This is a genomic window from Providencia sp. 6390 (assembly GCF_058148425.1).
In genome coordinates this window covers 177,611-192,100 of sequence record NZ_JBYVYL010000007.1, presented here as the reverse complement: position 1 = coordinate 192,100, position 14,490 = coordinate 177,611, and the positions used below count along the sequence as shown (strand labels likewise).

Here is a 14,490-nt window from a genome sequence, read left to right as displayed (position 1 = left end):
CATAAATAAGAGCAGCAGCACAAAAGAACGATTAAACCTGCCTTGGGCGGAACCTAAATCAATAAATAGGACCATTATGAAGAATTGGAAAACGCTTATTCTGGGACTGATGTTTGCAAGCTCCACAGCATTGGCTGCACCACAGCAAATGGATAAAGTTGCTGCTGTTGTCAATAACGGGGTTGTGCTGGAAAGTGACGTCCAGAATATGCTGAACACGGTAAAAATGAATGCACGCAACGCAGGCCAACAAGTACCTGATGACCAGACACTCCGTCATCAAATCCTTGAGCGTTTAATCACTGATAACATCATGTTGCAGATGGCGAACCAAATGCAAATCAATATCCCGGAAGAAGCCGTTAACTCAACAATTGCGGATATTGGACGTCAAAATGGTTTAACTTATGAGCAAATGCAAGCACGTTTAAAAGCGGATGGCATCGATATGGCGAAATATCGTAGCGAAATCCGAAAAGAAATGCTGATTGCAGAAGTTCGTAATAACGAAGTGCGTCGTCGTGTCACTATTTTACCACAAGAAGTTGAATCACTTGCGAAGCAAATCAACAGCCAAGCTGATTACGAAGCCAACGTCAACTTAAGCCACATTCTTATCCCATTACCAGAAAATCCAACACAAGAGCAGCTACAACAAGCAGATGCTATCGTGGCAAAAATTATGGATGAGCTGAAAAAAGGCGGAAACTTCGGCAAACTGGCTATCGCCTATTCCGCGGATCCACAAGCGTTGAAAGGCGGTAATATGGGCTGGTCTCGCCTGCAAGAACTGCCGGTTGTGTTTGCTGAACAACTGAAGAGCGCGAAAAAAGGTGACATTGTTGGCCCAATCCGTTCAGGTGTTGGTTACCACATTCTACGTGTTAACGACATCAACAGCGCCAATAAAACCATTTCAGTGACTGAAGTGAAAGCCCGCCATATCCTATTGAAATCATCGCCAATTATGGATGATAACCAAGCAAGACAAAAGTTGGTTCAAGTTTCACAAGATATTCGTAATGGCAAAACTTCATTTGAAGATGCGGCAAAAGATATTTCTGAAGACCCAGGTAGCGCCCTCAAAGGTGGCGAGCTAGGTTGGAACATGCCAGATGTTTATGATCCGGCGTTCCGTGACGCGCTGATGAAATTAAATAAAGGTGAAATCAGCCAACCTGTTCGTTCAAACTTCGGCTGGCACTTAATTCAGTTAGAAGACACGCGTAATGTTGATAAGACTGATGCAGCACAAAAAGATCAGGCTTATCGTTTATTGTTCAACCGTAAGTTCAACGAAGAAGCACAGAGTTGGACGCAAGAACAACGAGCAGCGGCATACGTGAATGTCATCGATGGACGTGATAACCAATCTAATGACGATAAATCTCAATAAACCCATTGTGATAACCCCCGGCGAACCTGCCGGGGTAGGTCCAGATCTCCTGATCCAACTCGCTCAAGAGTTTTGGCCAGTAGAGCTCGTCGCTTGTGCTGATCCTGATTTACTCCTCGCTCGCGCTAAACAGCTTAACCTCCCTTTATCATTAAAAACCTATACGCCAAATAGCGAACATGATGCTCAACAGCCGAGCAGCCTGTCTATTCTCCCTATCACGTTAAACGCTCCTGTTAAAGCGGGTGTTTTAAACGTTGATAATGGCAAGTATGTGACTGAAACCTTAGCAAGAGCTTGTGATGGCTGTTTAAACGGTGAATTTTCCGCACTTGTGACAGGCCCTGTACATAAAGGTGTAATCAATGATGCAGGGGTTCCATTCAGTGGGCACACTGAATTCTTTGCTGATAGAAGCCATTGTCAACGCGTAGTCATGATGTTGGCAACGGAAGAGTTACGAGTCGCATTAGCAACAACCCACTTGCCATTAAAAGAGGTTTCAGCTGCGATCACTCAACAGAGTTTACGTGAAGTGATTACCATCTTAGATCGTGATTTACGGACTAAGTTTGGCCTTAATTCACCCAACATCTATGTGTGTGGTTTGAATCCACATGCAGGTGAAGGTGGGCACATGGGAATGGAGGAAATAGACACCATTATCCCTGCGCTTGAAAGCCTTCGTGCTGAAGGGATCAATTTAATCGGGCCACTGCCGGCTGACACCCTATTTCAACCTAAATATTTAGAAGATGCAGACGCTGTACTTGCAATGTATCACGATCAGGGTCTTCCTGTGTTAAAATACCAAGGTTTTGGTAGAGCCGTGAACATCACGCTAGGTCTACCTTTCATCCGTACATCTGTTGACCATGGCACCGCCCTAGAGTTGGCAGGTACGGGTCATGCTGATGCGGGCAGTTTTATGACCGCATTGAAGTTAGCTATCCAAATGACATATAAGAATTCATGAATAATCGAGTCCACCAAGGGCATCTTGCCCGCAAACGTTTCGGGCAGAACTTTTTAACTGACCAATTTATTATCGACAGTATTGTAGATGCAATGCACCCACAGCCAGGACAAGCTATCGTAGAGATCGGTCCGGGTCTTGGTGCACTAACAGAGCCCGTTGGTAGTAGAATGGATAAAATGACTGTTGTCGAGCTCGACCGTGACCTCGCTGCACGTCTGCATGTCCATCCACAGTTGAAAGATAAGCTCACCATTATCCAGCAAGATGCGATGACAGTGGATTTTGGTGAACTCGCTAAGCAAGCAGGTCAACCATTACGTGTTTTTGGCAACCTACCTTATAACATTTCAACGCCATTAATGTTCCACTTGTTTACGTTCACTAACTCAATTGCAGATATGAACTTTATGCTGCAAAAAGAAGTCGTCAACCGCTTAGTTGCGGGTCCAGGCAGTAAAGCTTATGGTCGTTTAAGCGTCATGGCACAATATTATTGCCAAGTGGTGCCAGTCCTTGAAGTACCACCAACTGCTTTTGCTCCACCACCAAAAGTTGATTCAGCCGTTGTTAGGCTTATTCCTCATCGCGAGAACCCTTATCAGCTTGAAGATATTAAAATGCTCAGCCGTATTACTACACAGGCATTTAATCAACGCCGTAAAACCATCCGAAATAGTTTGGGGGATTTACTGAGCGTTGAGCAATTGACTGAGCTTGGTGTTGATCCGGGGACCCGCGCTGAAAATATTTCCGTTGCAGCTTATTGTAAAATGGCAAACTTCTTAGCAAATTTGCCTAAATAATAGTTGAAAAGGAGGCACTATGCTTAATGAACCCAATGTGAGCATCCAAGTACAGAGTGTCTATATTGTCAGTCAGTCTCAGCCTGAGATAAAACGATACGTTTTCGCTTATACCATATCTATTCGTAATTTAGGCCGAGATGCCATCCAATTAATGAGCCGTTACTGGCTCATTACTAACAGTGATGGTCATAAAACTGAAGTACAAGGTGAAGGTGTGGTTGGCGAACAACCGATTATTCAACCAGGAGCGGTATACCGCTATACCAGTGGTGCCATCTTAGAAACACCAATGGGGACAATGGAAGGCTACTACGTCATGTTAAATGGTCGTGGGGAAAACTTTCATGTCGATATCCCTGCATTCCGCCTTGCTTTACCTACTTTGATTAATTAATTATGTCTACATATCTTATTGGTGATGTACACGGTTGTTATCGCGAATTACGTGCATTACTAGAACAAGTTAATTTTGAACCTGAAAAAGATACATTATGGCTAACAGGCGATCTGGTTGCCCGCGGCCCTGAATCATTACAAGTGCTTCGCTATGTGAAAAGCCTTGGCTCATCCGTACGCTTAGTTCTGGGTAACCACGATCTGCATCTTTTAGGCATTTACTGCAAAATCAGTCGTAATAAACCTAAAGATCACCTTGATGAATTACTCAACGCACCCGATGCCGACGAGTTGATTAATTGGCTTCGTCGACAACCTTTGCTACAAGTTGATGAAGAAAAAAAAATCATCATGGCGCATGCAGGGATAACGCCACAATGGGATCTTGATACTGCCCGTATGTGTGCTCGAGAAGTGGAGTCGGTTCTATCCAGTGATGCTTACCCGCTGTTTATTGACTCAATGTATGGTGACATGCCAAATAACTGGTCTGAAAGCCTTATGGGGCTACCACGGCTGCGCTTTAGCACCAATGCATTAACCCGTATGCGTTATTGCTTTCCTCATGGACAGCTCGATATGATTTGCAAAGAAAGCCCAGCAAAAGCACCTTCACCATTAAAGCCTTGGTTTGCTTTACCCAATCAATTACCTGATGGTTATGCTATATTTTTTGGCCACTGGGCTTCACTAGAAGGGAAGCATACACCTGAAAATGTGTATGGGTTAGATACGGGTTGTTGCTGGGGTGGAAACCTAACCTTATTTCATTGGGAATCTAAGCAGTATTATCACCAGAAATCACTACAAAAACGCCATAAAGATTAATTTATGTTTTTTTTTAGGCCAATGAACCTATATTAAAACGTTTTTTTATTTAAAGGTAATAAAAATAATAAAACCCATTAAGTTTATTTTTTAATTACGCTTTAAAGTGGCAACATTCTATCCTGATAATAAAAAACGGAGCAACTTGCTCCGTTCTTAATTTTTATTACGATTAAATTCTTTTGGTTAATATTTCGAAACAATAACCATGAGAATTATTTTCATCTGCTTCATGGTATTCAGTAAACACGGAATCCCACTCATCAGGTTCGTAGATTGGGAAATGTGTATCACCAATCACTTCAGCATCAACATGTGTTAAGTATAGTTTACTTGCCAGAGGCAAAAACTGTTGGTAAACCTTACCACCGCCGATCACAATCACTTCGGAATCATCAGAACCATCCTGTGCTTGTTTTGCGGCTGCCAAGGCTTCTTCTACAGATGAAACCCAGATAACACTATCGTCTGTACCTGGCTTACTACTTAAAACAATATTCACACGCTGTGGTAGAGGACGACCAATTGACTCATAGGTCACTCGCCCCATAATGACTGGTTTATTTAACGTATTACGTTTAAACCATGCTAAATCACCTGGTAAATGCCAAGGCATCGATTTTTCCATACCGATAACCTGATCAATCGCCATCGCTGCGATTAAACTAATATTCATCTAGTCACCTTAGAGGCTAATATACAATTTTGTGCTCACTATACGTAAAGAGAAAAGCTTCGTCGACTAAATTTAACCTTCCTTAAAAAGTGATTATTAATTTGTTACTCAAACAGTGATCGAGCCGACTAAATGCAACATTTAAAAACAACTAATTTTATATACTTTAGTTAATTCAAGATCCCACTAGACAAAAGACCCTATACGCATAAAAATGTTGCCCCATAACCGCGACGATTTACAGTATAACGAGTAAGGATAATAATGTACGAAACCTCAATACTCATTGCGACCATTGCCACACTAGGCATGCTATCGCCAGGACCTGATTTTTTCCTCATTATCAAAAATGCTGCTCGCTACCAACGCTCTGCTGCTCTTATGACGGCGATGGGAGTAATTAGCGCTGTTGCACTGCATATGACTTACTGTGTCGCGGGGTTGGCGGTGCTGATCACCACAACGCCTTGGTTATTCAATATTCTTAAATATGCAGGCGCAGCTTATTTGATTTGGATTGGAATCAAAAGCTTAATGCCCAATAAAGGACAACAAATTGACTTAAACAACACCCAACACGAAGTGGTGACGTTTAAAAAAGCCTTTATGCAAGGTTTCTTATGCAACGTGCTCAACCCAAAAGCAACATTATTCTTTCTGGCTGTGTTTACACAGGTATTGAGTGTTGATTCAACATTTGGTGAGAAACTGTGGATCGCCTTTATTATTTGGGGCCTCGCTGCTATCTACTGGCCATTACTGGTTTGCCTGATCCAAAGTGCTCCCGTCAGAAGAGGCTTAGCAAAAGTCCAAAAATATGTCGATAAAGTACTTGGCGTTGTCTTAGTCGCTTTTGGCATTCGTGTCGCATTAAGTTAAGCAAATATTATTAATCAAATGAATAAAAATAGGTAGGCTCATAGGCCTACCTATTTTTTTTCAAAAAACAATCAAATTAGTTTTCTGGCGCAACCACTAACTGCCCCACCGACCCTAAATCTGCTTTCTCTAAGTTTTGGCTATAAAAGAGGAAAGGGAAATGATCATAGGATGGCTGCATCATTTGCACGAGTAGCTCAGTTTTACCATCAACCCAAACCGTATCTTTCCAACCAAAATCCTCAGGCGGTGTTTGCTGGCCGTTACGATTAATTACCTTGAAACGCACGCCTTCAATATGGAAGGATTGCGGTACATTACTTGTTACCGCCCAACGTTCCCAAGCTCCTTGCTGGCTGGATAGATCAATACGACGTGTATCTTTTGTCGCATTATTGATACCATACGGCTCATTCAAATGAATATCACGATTGCGAATAGAAGACGTAATTTGTGTTTTATCTTCAACAAGCTGAGTAGGCAGATCATCAGTCACTAACGACATTAACCCTGTCGCTCTGATCGTCAATACATTTGTCGATATCAAATTTGATGATGGCTCGAATAGACTTTTCATTCTATCCATAAAAGAGGCTGACTCACCGGCTGTAATGGTAAGTTCTTCGGTTTTCGCCATATCAATCAACACTTCACGACGCTCTCCAGGAGCCAATGATAGCTCAGGAACACTCACCGGTGCGGTTAATAACCCTTGATCAGAAGCTATCATCGCAAATGGCCGCCCATCGCTAATTTTCATCACATAGCGTCGAGCGTTAGAAGCGTTCAATAAACGCAGACGGATCCAACCACGAGAAACTTCAATATACGGGTCTTGAACGCCATTCACAATTAAAGTATCCCCTAAAAAGCCCTCTTCATTAGCTTGATATTCAGGAACCCCAAAATTGTCTAAACGTTTATCTTGAATAATGATAGGGAAATCATCAACACCATAATGTTTTGGTAATCTTAGGTTTTTGGTTGAGTCATCTTCAATAATCCACATACCCAATAAACCATTGTAGATTTGCGATCCCATTTTTCCTTCAGTATTAGCATGATACCAAAGCGTTGCTGCAGGTTGACGAATAGGGATCACCGGTGACCAATCAGCGCCTGAAGAGATGAGCCTTGCCGCTCCTCCTACCTGCGTCCCCGGTACTTGTAAGCCACTGATAGTCATGGAAACGGGATCAGGTAATCTATTGCTATAGATCAGTTTGATATCATCACCATTTTTTACTTTCACTGTCGGGCCAGGGTAAAAACCATTAACCCCCCAAACATCCGCTGAATATTTTCCATCAAAAGACCAATGTATTTTCTGTAAGGTCAAAAATAACGGCTGGCCAGATCGGGATTCTAATAATGGTGGAACAGGAAGTGGTGTTTTACCATTACCACTTGCTAAAGCAGTGTTTGGTGTATTGACCAAACATAAAGCCAAACCAGCAATAAGCAGGAATTGGCGCCGACTGAATGACATAAATTCTCCACTACATTAAAAACAGCAGCGTTTGTTATTATTAGAGTTGCCTAATAGAAGCCTATTACTCATCACACATCAAGTGACAGCATTTTAGATAGAGTCGCTGCCCTTCAAATTATTTTGAGTGTAGAGTACGAATAATAAATTTAGACATAATAGTATCGCGAAATTAGAGTAAACCCTAAAAATATCTATGCCGATAAACAAAATTTAATAGTCAAAAATGACAATATTGAACAGTATTAGACAGGTAAATCGAAGGATCTCCCCCATTCATTAGCCTTCACTAAAAATGGGGGATATACTCGTCATACTTCAAGTCGCAGGGCTTTCGTTTAGATATAAGTAACTACGCTACGCTCGCCGAGTCACAGTGTTTATCTATGTTCCCCGACTATCTTTACTTGTCGCCTACCTGCAACTCGAATTATTTAGAGTATAGATAATGGAAGCAAAAAATTAATTCTTTTGCTTATCCATTTTAGCCACTTCCTCATCAAGTTCTTTGATCTTTGCTTCCATTAAATCATGGCAATGTTGTGCTAGCTCTCTCACTTGATCACGTGAATAATTTTTAGTGTCTATTGGCTCTAACATCTCAATAATCACATGACCATTATTCCAACGATTCAGTTTAATGCGCCCTTGAGTACTTGAAACACAAACAGGTACGATAGGCACACCGGCTGCGATTGCAGCGTGAAATGCGCCTGTTTTAAAAGGCAATAGCCCACGCCCACGACTACGAGTGCCTTCAGGAAACATCCATACTGAAATTTGATGTTTTTTAATTTGATCGGCGACTTGTGAGATGGTGTTATGGGCTTTAGAGCGATTCGCTCTGTCGATCAAAATATTGCCTGTGATCCAGTACAGAAAGCCGAAAAAAGGGATCAACACTAAGCTTTTTTTACCGACTGTCACCGTTCTTGGCACAACACCATTTGACATCGTAACCATGTCATAATTATTTTGGTGATTACCAATATAGATACTTGGGCCATATTTCTTGGCTTTCTCAGGAACACGATTAACAATTTTAATACCAAATACGACCGATAAACGGCCAAACATATGACCAAATGTCATCACGTGTTTTGGATTGCGTGGGCTAAATAAACAATAAATCGCTCCACCAACACACACCAATATCGTATAGATAATCACAATAATGGTACGAATAAGCGCTAACATAGTGACCTCTGTTCCGTCTCTTCTTATCTAAAAATAGGGCTGTTTTACTGCCCTATAATAAATTAATTATTTTTCTGCATCCGCAGGTTCAACTTCAATGCGTTCAATATTATGCAAGCCACGTGGTAATGATGTTCCTCGACGCCCACGCTCTGCACGATATTTTTGCAACTCTTCAGCCTTAAATTTAAGCTTCCGTTTTCCAAAATATAACGTAATCGAGGCTTGAACTGGTAGTACTAACAACCAAACTAGTAAGTCTTCGCCGCTAGCCGCTTGCGCACCTGTAATATTGATAATTTTGTTACCTTTCCCTTTCGACAATTGAGGCAAATCAGAAACAGGGAACATCAGCATGCGGCCAGCCTTAGTAATGGCTAACAGCATGTCTTCCTGCTCATTATTGATCTCAATTGGCGCAAGGATTTTGGCATTATCAGGCAAATTAATCAGTGCCTTACCTGTCTTATTCTTCGTGACCAAATCATTAAAGGTGCAGATAAAACCATAACCTGCATCTGATGCCATCAAGTATTTCTGTTCATCTTGCGCCATCAACACATGCTCAACCGTCGCTCCCGGTGGCAATGACAGGCGACCTGTTAATGGCTCCCCTTGGCTACGTGCCGAAGGTAGCTCTAATGGGTCAACGGAATAGCTCCGCCCTGTTGTATCAAGGAACACCGCAGGCTGGTTGGTCTTACCACGAGCCGCACCTCTAAAGCTATCACCTGCTTTATAATTCAGATTCGATGGTTCAATATCGTGGCCTTTAGCACTACGCACCCACCCCATTTCAGACAACACCACAGTAACTGGCTCTGAAGGGAGGATCTCGTGCTCACTCAATGCTTTAGCTTCTTCACGTTCATGTAATGGTGAACGACGGTCATCGCCATAAGCCTTCGCATCAGCCTGAATTTCTTTTTTGATTAGGTTATTTAGTTTACGCTCAGAACCTAAAATGCCTTGCAGCTCATCACGCTCTTTCGCTAATTCATCTTGCTCACCACGAATTTTCATTTCTTCGAGTTTTGCTAAGTGACGTAATTTCAGCTCTAGGATGGCTTCTGCTTGCGTATCAGTGATATTAAAACGCGCCATCAGCACAGGCTTAGGCTCATCTTCAGCACGAATGATTTCAATCACCTCGTCAATATTCAGATAAGCAATTAATAAACCATCTAAAATATGCAAACGTCTTAAGACTTTTTCTAAGCGGTGATTAAGGCGATTACGCACTGTTTGGCGACGATAGACGATCCACTCATTGAGTATTTCAACCAACCCCTTCACAGCAGGACGGTTATCAAGGCCTATCATGTTGAGGTTAACACGATAGCTTCTTTCAAGATCTGTCGTTGCAAACAAGTGAGTCATGACTTGTTCAAGGTCAACACGATTACTACGCGGTACAATCACTAAACGAGTTGGGTTTTCGTGGTCGGATTCATCGCGCAAGTCATCAACCATTGGCAGTTTTTTCGCTCGCATCTGACTGGCAATTTGCTCTAACACTTTTGCACCAGATACTTGATGAGGAAGTGCGGTGATCACCGCATTGCCATCTTCTTTTTCCCAAATGGCACGCATGCGCACTGAACCACGGCCATTTTGATAAATTTTACGGATGTCATCCTTTGAAGAGATAATTTCCGCTTCCGTTGGATAATCAGGCCCGGGTACATAGGCCATGATGTCATCAAGTGATAAGGTCGGTTTCTCCAACAATGCAACCAGTGCCTGAGAGACTTCACGCGCATTGTGTGGCGGGATATCCGTTGCCATCCCAACCGCGATACCTGTAGTTCCGTTTAACAAGATATTCGGTAGGCGTGCAGGTAACATTTTCGGCTCATTTAATGTGCCGTCAAAGTTGGGGATCCAATCTACCGTGCCATGGGCGAGCTCACTGAGCAAGACTTCAGCATACTTTGATAAGCGCGATTCGGTATAACGCATCGCTGCAAAAGATTTAGGATCATCAGGTGCCCCCCAGTTTCCTTGACCGTCAACCAGCGGATAACGATAAGAAAACGGTTGAGCCATCAATACCATGGCTTCATAACAGGCACTATCACCATGTGGATGATATTTACCCAGTACATCACCAACAGTTCTCGCAGATTTTTTATACTTTGCCGAGTTGCTTAACCCCAGTTCTGACATGGCGTAAACAATACGACGCTGGACAGGCTTTAGCCCATCACCAATAAATGGCAGCGCCCTATCCATGATGACGTACATCGAATAGTTAAGATAGGCGCTCTCAGTAAACGCGTGGAGGGGTAAACGCTCTACGCCGTCATGAGTAATTTCACTCATTCAATACATTCCTTACTATTTTTGATCGCGTGATGAGGGCTAAACTTCAATTTCAGCCATATCGCCTTTTTCTTGCAGCCAATTACGGCGATCTTCTGAGCGTTTCTTCGCCAAAAGCATATCCATAACCGCTAACGTTTCTTTGTAGTTTTCATCGTCAATAATCAACTGCACAAGACGGCGAGTATTCGGATCCAATGTGGTTTCACGCAACTGAATTGGGTTCATTTCACCCAATCCTTTAAAACGCTGCACATTTGGTTTGCCTCTTTTACGACTAAGTCTGTCGAGTACCGCATTCTTTTCCCCTTCATCTAATGCATAGAAGGTCTCTTTTCCTAAATCAATACGATAGAGCGGTGGCATCGCCATATAAACATGCCCCGCTTTTACTAATGCGGGGAAATGGCGCACAAATAATGCACATAATAACGTAGCGATATGCAGCCCATCGGAGTCAGCATCCGCAAGAATACAAATTTTCCCATAACGTAGCTGGCTAAGATCTTCACTATCAGGATCCATACCAATCGCCACAGAAATATCATGCACCTCTTGTGAAGCCAATACTTCATCGGAAGAGACTTCCCAAGTATTAAGGATTTTACCACGTAATGGCATGATGGCTTGGTATTCACGGTCACGAGCCTGCTTTGCAGAGCCCCCCGCAGAATCCCCTTCCACCAAAAATAACTCTGTCATACTCAGATCTTGCGAACTGCAATCAGCTAATTTACCCGGTAAAGCAGGGCCACTGGTGAGTTTTTTACGTACTACTTTTTTCGCTGCACGCATGCGACGTTGGGCGCTAGCAATCGCCATCTCAGCAAGCTGTTCAGCAACTTGGACGTTTTGGTTTAGCCATAGACTGAAAGCATCTTTGATCACACCTGAAACAAAAGCAGCACACTGGCGAGAAGATAACCGCTCTTTGGTTTGACCAGCAAATTGTGGATCTTGCATTTTAACTGACAATACGTAAGCACAGCGCTCCCAGATATCATCAGCGGATAATTTTACTCCACGAGGTAAAATATTGCGGAATTCACAGAACTCACGCATCGCATCGAGTAGCCCTTGGCGCAAGCCATTAACATGAGTACCTCCCTGTGCAGTTGGGATCAAGTTAACATAGCTTTCAGTGAGTAACTCGCCACCTTCAGGTAACCATAACAGCGCCCACTCGGCGGCCTCCGTTTCCCCAGAAAACTCGCCAGTAAAAGGTTGCTCTGGTAACAGCTCTAAGCCGTTAACCGCTTCCATCAAATAATCCGTTAGCCCATCCGTGTAGCACCAGCTTTGCTCAGTATTATTGAGCTGATCCTTAAACGTGATTTTCACGCCAGGGCATAAAACAGCTTTAGCTTTTAAGTTATGGGCAAGCCGAGAGACAGAAAAACGAGGGTTATCAAAATAGCTTTCATCTGGCCAAAAATGCACACTGGTGCCTGTATTGCGTTTACCACAAGTGCCAATTACATGAAGATCTTCGACTTTGTCTCCATTTTCAAAAGCAATCTGATAAATTTGCCCATCACGGCGCACAGTAACTTCAATACGTTTAGATAAAGCATTGACAACGGAAATACCTACACCGTGTAAACCACCAGAGAATTGATAGTTTTTATTGGAAAACTTACCACCCGCGTGCAATTGCCCTAATATCAGCTCTACAGCAGACACTTTCATTTCAGGGTGAATATCGACAGGCATCCCTCGCCCATCATCTATCACCTCGAGGGAGTGATCTGGGTATAAAATAACCTCAATATGCCCTGCATGACCTGCGAGTGCTTCATCGACGCTGTTATCAATAACTTCTTGTGCTAAATGGTTCGGCCGGCTGGTGTCTGTATACATACCAGGACGGCGGCGAACAGGTTCCAAACCACTGAGGACTTCAATGGCCTCTGCGTTATAACTAGATTGAGTCATGTTGTCATTCTGCGGTAATAGGTGATTAATTGAACAAATTGAACCGTTCAATCCGTGATTTACTGTTGATAATAACAGTGTACATGGGTTTTGGCATTATTTCATTTCTTATGCCAATCTCAGAAAATGAATAATCTGAGGGAAGTAAGCGTCAAAACCAACAAATGCATGATTGCCGAATGGCTCAACAGTTTGCTTGCATTTTGCCAGATAAGAAACAGCCTGACGATAGTCAAGAACCTCATCGCCCTCTTGCTGTAGCAGCCAGATTAAATCAGGAGATGTCACTTGTGGTAGATGCAATGCTTTCAGCTCATGCATATGTTTCGGTTCGAGGAAATACTTTTCATCTGTATAGGGATTGGTGTTTTCGCCCAAGTAATCTTGCAATAAATCAAACGGGCGCACAGCAGGATTGACGACCACTGCTGGCAAGTTAAAACGTTGTGAAAACCAAATAGAAAAATAGCCACCCAGTGATGAGCCGACTAACCCTATAGGTTCACTTTGATGCTGTACAATAATATCTTCTAGCATCGCTGTGGCTTGTTGTGGGTAACAAGGTAACTGTGGCACCACCATATCAATATGTGGATAGTGCTCATTCACCCACTGTTTTAGTCCATTGGCTTTTGCAGACAAAGGCGAGCTATTAAAGCCGTGGATATACAACAGCATTGCCATTAATAACCATCCGAATCAAGATCAGGGCTAAATTTTTGAGTATTCAAGCGATAGACTTGCGTGTTGACCTGCCGGTTACCTGTTTCATCCACCGTCAATTCAAGATAACGCCAGCCTGGCGCAACGGTATCAAGTTCAAAATTTGTACAGTGTGGTTTAAACTGAACACAAGTGGATGGCGTCGCTAATAAACGAATGCCATTCCAGATTTCATCCATTTCTTGATGGATATGACCACATAGCATGGCTTTGACTTGCGAGTAGTCTTTCAAATATTCAGCCAATATATGCGAGTTGCGCAAACTATGTTGATCAAGCCATGTGCAACCAGAAGGTAAAGGGTGATGATGCAGCATGATCAATGTCGTTCGCTGAGGCTGCCTATCCAAACATTTTTTCATCCACTCGAGTTGCTGCTCTGACAGCTCACCGTGTGGTACATCTTGTAGTTGGCTATCCAACATCAAAATTTGCCATTCATGACCAATAAGAATTTCTTTAGCGCAAGAAATCCCTGCAAGTTTTAAGGAGCTAACCATCGCGGGTTGGTAATCATGGTTACCCGGCAACCAAACGCAAGGGGCGGGTATTAATTCAATACCCTGAGCAAAGTGTTGATAGGCTTGCGGTGATTGGTCTTGAACCAAATCCCCAGTCGCAACGATCAAGTCGACAGGTAGATTTTGTTGTAAAATCGCATCAAGGACAGCGTGATAGCTTTGGTGCGTATTAACCCCCAATAGGGTATTCGCTGTATCAGCAAAGAGATGCGTATCAGTAATTTGTAAAATCCTGACTACCTTCGCGTTCCGAGCAGTCACTTCGAGCTGGCTGTCCAAAAGTTTTCCTTGTTCCCATTAAAGAAAGAATAGCGCGGCTATTCTACCGTTAGTATTTGGT

Annotated in this window: 13 protein-coding genes; 6 read left to right on the top strand and 7 right to left on the bottom strand. The window is 42.9% G+C overall.

All coding sequences use genetic code 11. The features are described from left to right. Positions 1-76 precede the first annotated feature (76 nt). The 5 genes from surA to apaH are packed head-to-tail and all read left to right on the top strand — an operon-like array spanning position 77 to position 4,405. Positions 77-1,396: a peptidylprolyl isomerase SurA gene (gene surA, locus AC3Z9T_RS15610; protein WP_490127016.1), complete on the top strand. Its 1,320-nt coding sequence runs from the start codon at positions 77-79 to the stop codon at positions 1,394-1,396. After that, positions 1,377-2,372 carry a 4-hydroxythreonine-4-phosphate dehydrogenase PdxA gene (pdxA, locus tag AC3Z9T_RS15605; protein WP_490127015.1) on the top strand — a complete coding sequence of 332 codons (996 nt, stop codon included), beginning with the start codon at positions 1,377-1,379 and terminating at the stop codon, positions 2,370-2,372. Before surA ends, pdxA begins: the two co-directional genes overlap by 20 nt. Further along, positions 2,369-3,178: a 16S rRNA (adenine(1518)-N(6)/adenine(1519)-N(6))-dimethyltransferase RsmA gene (rsmA, locus tag AC3Z9T_RS15600; RefSeq protein WP_490127014.1), complete on the top strand. Its 810-nt coding sequence runs from the start codon at positions 2,369-2,371 to the stop codon at positions 3,176-3,178. Before pdxA ends, rsmA begins: the two co-directional genes overlap by 4 nt. 19 nt (positions 3,179-3,197) lie before the next feature. Continuing rightward, entirely contained in the window at positions 3,198-3,575 is a 378-nt protein-coding gene (gene apaG, locus AC3Z9T_RS15595) for a Co2+/Mg2+ efflux protein ApaG (protein ID WP_490127013.1), read from the top strand. Positions 3,576-3,577: 2 nt separating this feature from the next. Continuing rightward, positions 3,578-4,405: a bis(5'-nucleosyl)-tetraphosphatase (symmetrical) ApaH gene (apaH, locus tag AC3Z9T_RS15590; RefSeq protein ID WP_490127012.1), complete on the top strand. Its 828-nt coding sequence runs from the start codon at positions 3,578-3,580 to the stop codon at positions 4,403-4,405. Between the two features lie 172 nt (positions 4,406-4,577). Here the strand turns inward: apaH and folA are convergent, their stop codons facing one another. Next, complete coding sequence (gene folA / locus AC3Z9T_RS15585; protein WP_490127011.1) at positions 4,578-5,081, bottom strand: type 3 dihydrofolate reductase; 504 nt, start codon at positions 5,079-5,081, stop codon at positions 4,578-4,580. A 264-nt stretch (positions 5,082-5,345) separates the two neighbouring features. Here folA and AC3Z9T_RS15580 point away from each other — a divergent pair, with 264 nt between their 5' ends. Next, positions 5,346-5,960 carry a LysE family translocator gene (locus tag AC3Z9T_RS15580; protein WP_490127010.1) on the top strand — a complete coding sequence of 205 codons (615 nt, stop codon included), beginning with the start codon at positions 5,346-5,348 and terminating at the stop codon, positions 5,958-5,960. Between the two features lie 76 nt (positions 5,961-6,036). Here AC3Z9T_RS15580 and ftsP read toward each other — a convergent pair whose 3' ends face one another. From ftsP to cpdA, 6 genes are all read right to left on the bottom strand, one after another. Next, on the bottom strand, positions 6,037-7,449 hold the full coding sequence (ftsP, locus tag AC3Z9T_RS15575) for a cell division protein FtsP (protein ID WP_490127009.1): 1,413 nt from the start codon (positions 7,447-7,449) through the stop codon (positions 6,037-6,039). Between the two features lie 462 nt (positions 7,450-7,911). Next, positions 7,912-8,646 carry a 1-acylglycerol-3-phosphate O-acyltransferase gene (locus AC3Z9T_RS15570; RefSeq protein WP_490127008.1) on the bottom strand — a complete coding sequence of 245 codons (735 nt, stop codon included), beginning with the start codon at positions 8,644-8,646 and terminating at the stop codon, positions 7,912-7,914. Positions 8,647-8,712: 66 nt separating this feature from the next. Beyond that, on the bottom strand, positions 8,713-10,971 hold the full coding sequence (gene parC / locus AC3Z9T_RS15565) for a DNA topoisomerase IV subunit A (RefSeq protein ID WP_490127007.1): 2,259 nt from the start codon (positions 10,969-10,971) through the stop codon (positions 8,713-8,715). Positions 10,972-11,010: 39 nt separating this feature from the next. Beyond that, a complete protein-coding gene (parE, locus tag AC3Z9T_RS15560; protein ID WP_490127006.1) occupies positions 11,011-12,906 on the bottom strand; it encodes a DNA topoisomerase IV subunit B in 1,896 nt (631 codons plus the stop codon). A gap of 108 nt (positions 12,907-13,014) precedes the next feature. After that, entirely contained in the window at positions 13,015-13,590 is a 576-nt protein-coding gene (gene yqiA / locus AC3Z9T_RS15555) for an esterase YqiA (protein ID WP_490127005.1), read from the bottom strand. Continuing rightward, the gene (gene cpdA / locus AC3Z9T_RS15550; RefSeq protein ID WP_490127004.1) at positions 13,590-14,429 is read right to left on the bottom strand and encodes a 3',5'-cyclic-AMP phosphodiesterase; all 840 of its coding nucleotides are present in this window, start codon (positions 14,427-14,429) and stop codon (positions 13,590-13,592) included. The genes yqiA and cpdA overlap by 1 nt, the downstream gene beginning before the upstream one ends. Positions 14,430-14,490: the final 61 nt, after the last annotated feature.

Excerpts from the sequence above, each read along its gene's own strand:
- surA (WP_490127016.1), top strand. The coding sequence starts at position 77 with ATGAAGAATTGGAAAACGCTTATTCTGGGACTGATGTTTGCAAGCTCC.
- pdxA (WP_490127015.1), top strand. The coding sequence starts at position 1,377 with ATGACGATAAATCTCAATAAACCCATTGTGATAACCCCCGGCGAACCT.
- rsmA (WP_490127014.1), top strand. The coding sequence starts at position 2,369 with ATGAATAATCGAGTCCACCAAGGGCATCTTGCCCGCAAACGTTTCGGG.
- apaG (WP_490127013.1), top strand. The coding sequence starts at position 3,198 with ATGCTTAATGAACCCAATGTGAGCATCCAAGTACAGAGTGTCTATATT.
- apaH (WP_490127012.1), top strand. The coding sequence starts at position 3,578 with ATGTCTACATATCTTATTGGTGATGTACACGGTTGTTATCGCGAATTA.
- folA (WP_490127011.1), bottom strand. The coding sequence starts at position 5,081 with ATGAATATTAGTTTAATCGCAGCGATGGCGATTGATCAGGTTATCGGT.
- AC3Z9T_RS15580 (WP_490127010.1), top strand. The coding sequence starts at position 5,346 with ATGTACGAAACCTCAATACTCATTGCGACCATTGCCACACTAGGCATG.
- ftsP (WP_490127009.1), bottom strand. The coding sequence starts at position 7,449 with ATGTCATTCAGTCGGCGCCAATTCCTGCTTATTGCTGGTTTGGCTTTA.
- AC3Z9T_RS15570 (WP_490127008.1), bottom strand. The coding sequence starts at position 8,646 with ATGTTAGCGCTTATTCGTACCATTATTGTGATTATCTATACGATATTG.
- parC (WP_490127007.1), bottom strand. The coding sequence starts at position 10,971 with ATGAGTGAAATTACTCATGACGGCGTAGAGCGTTTACCCCTCCACGCG.
- parE (WP_490127006.1), bottom strand. The coding sequence starts at position 12,906 with ATGACTCAATCTAGTTATAACGCAGAGGCCATTGAAGTCCTCAGTGGT.
- yqiA (WP_490127005.1), bottom strand. The coding sequence starts at position 13,590 with ATGGCAATGCTGTTGTATATCCACGGCTTTAATAGCTCGCCTTTGTCT.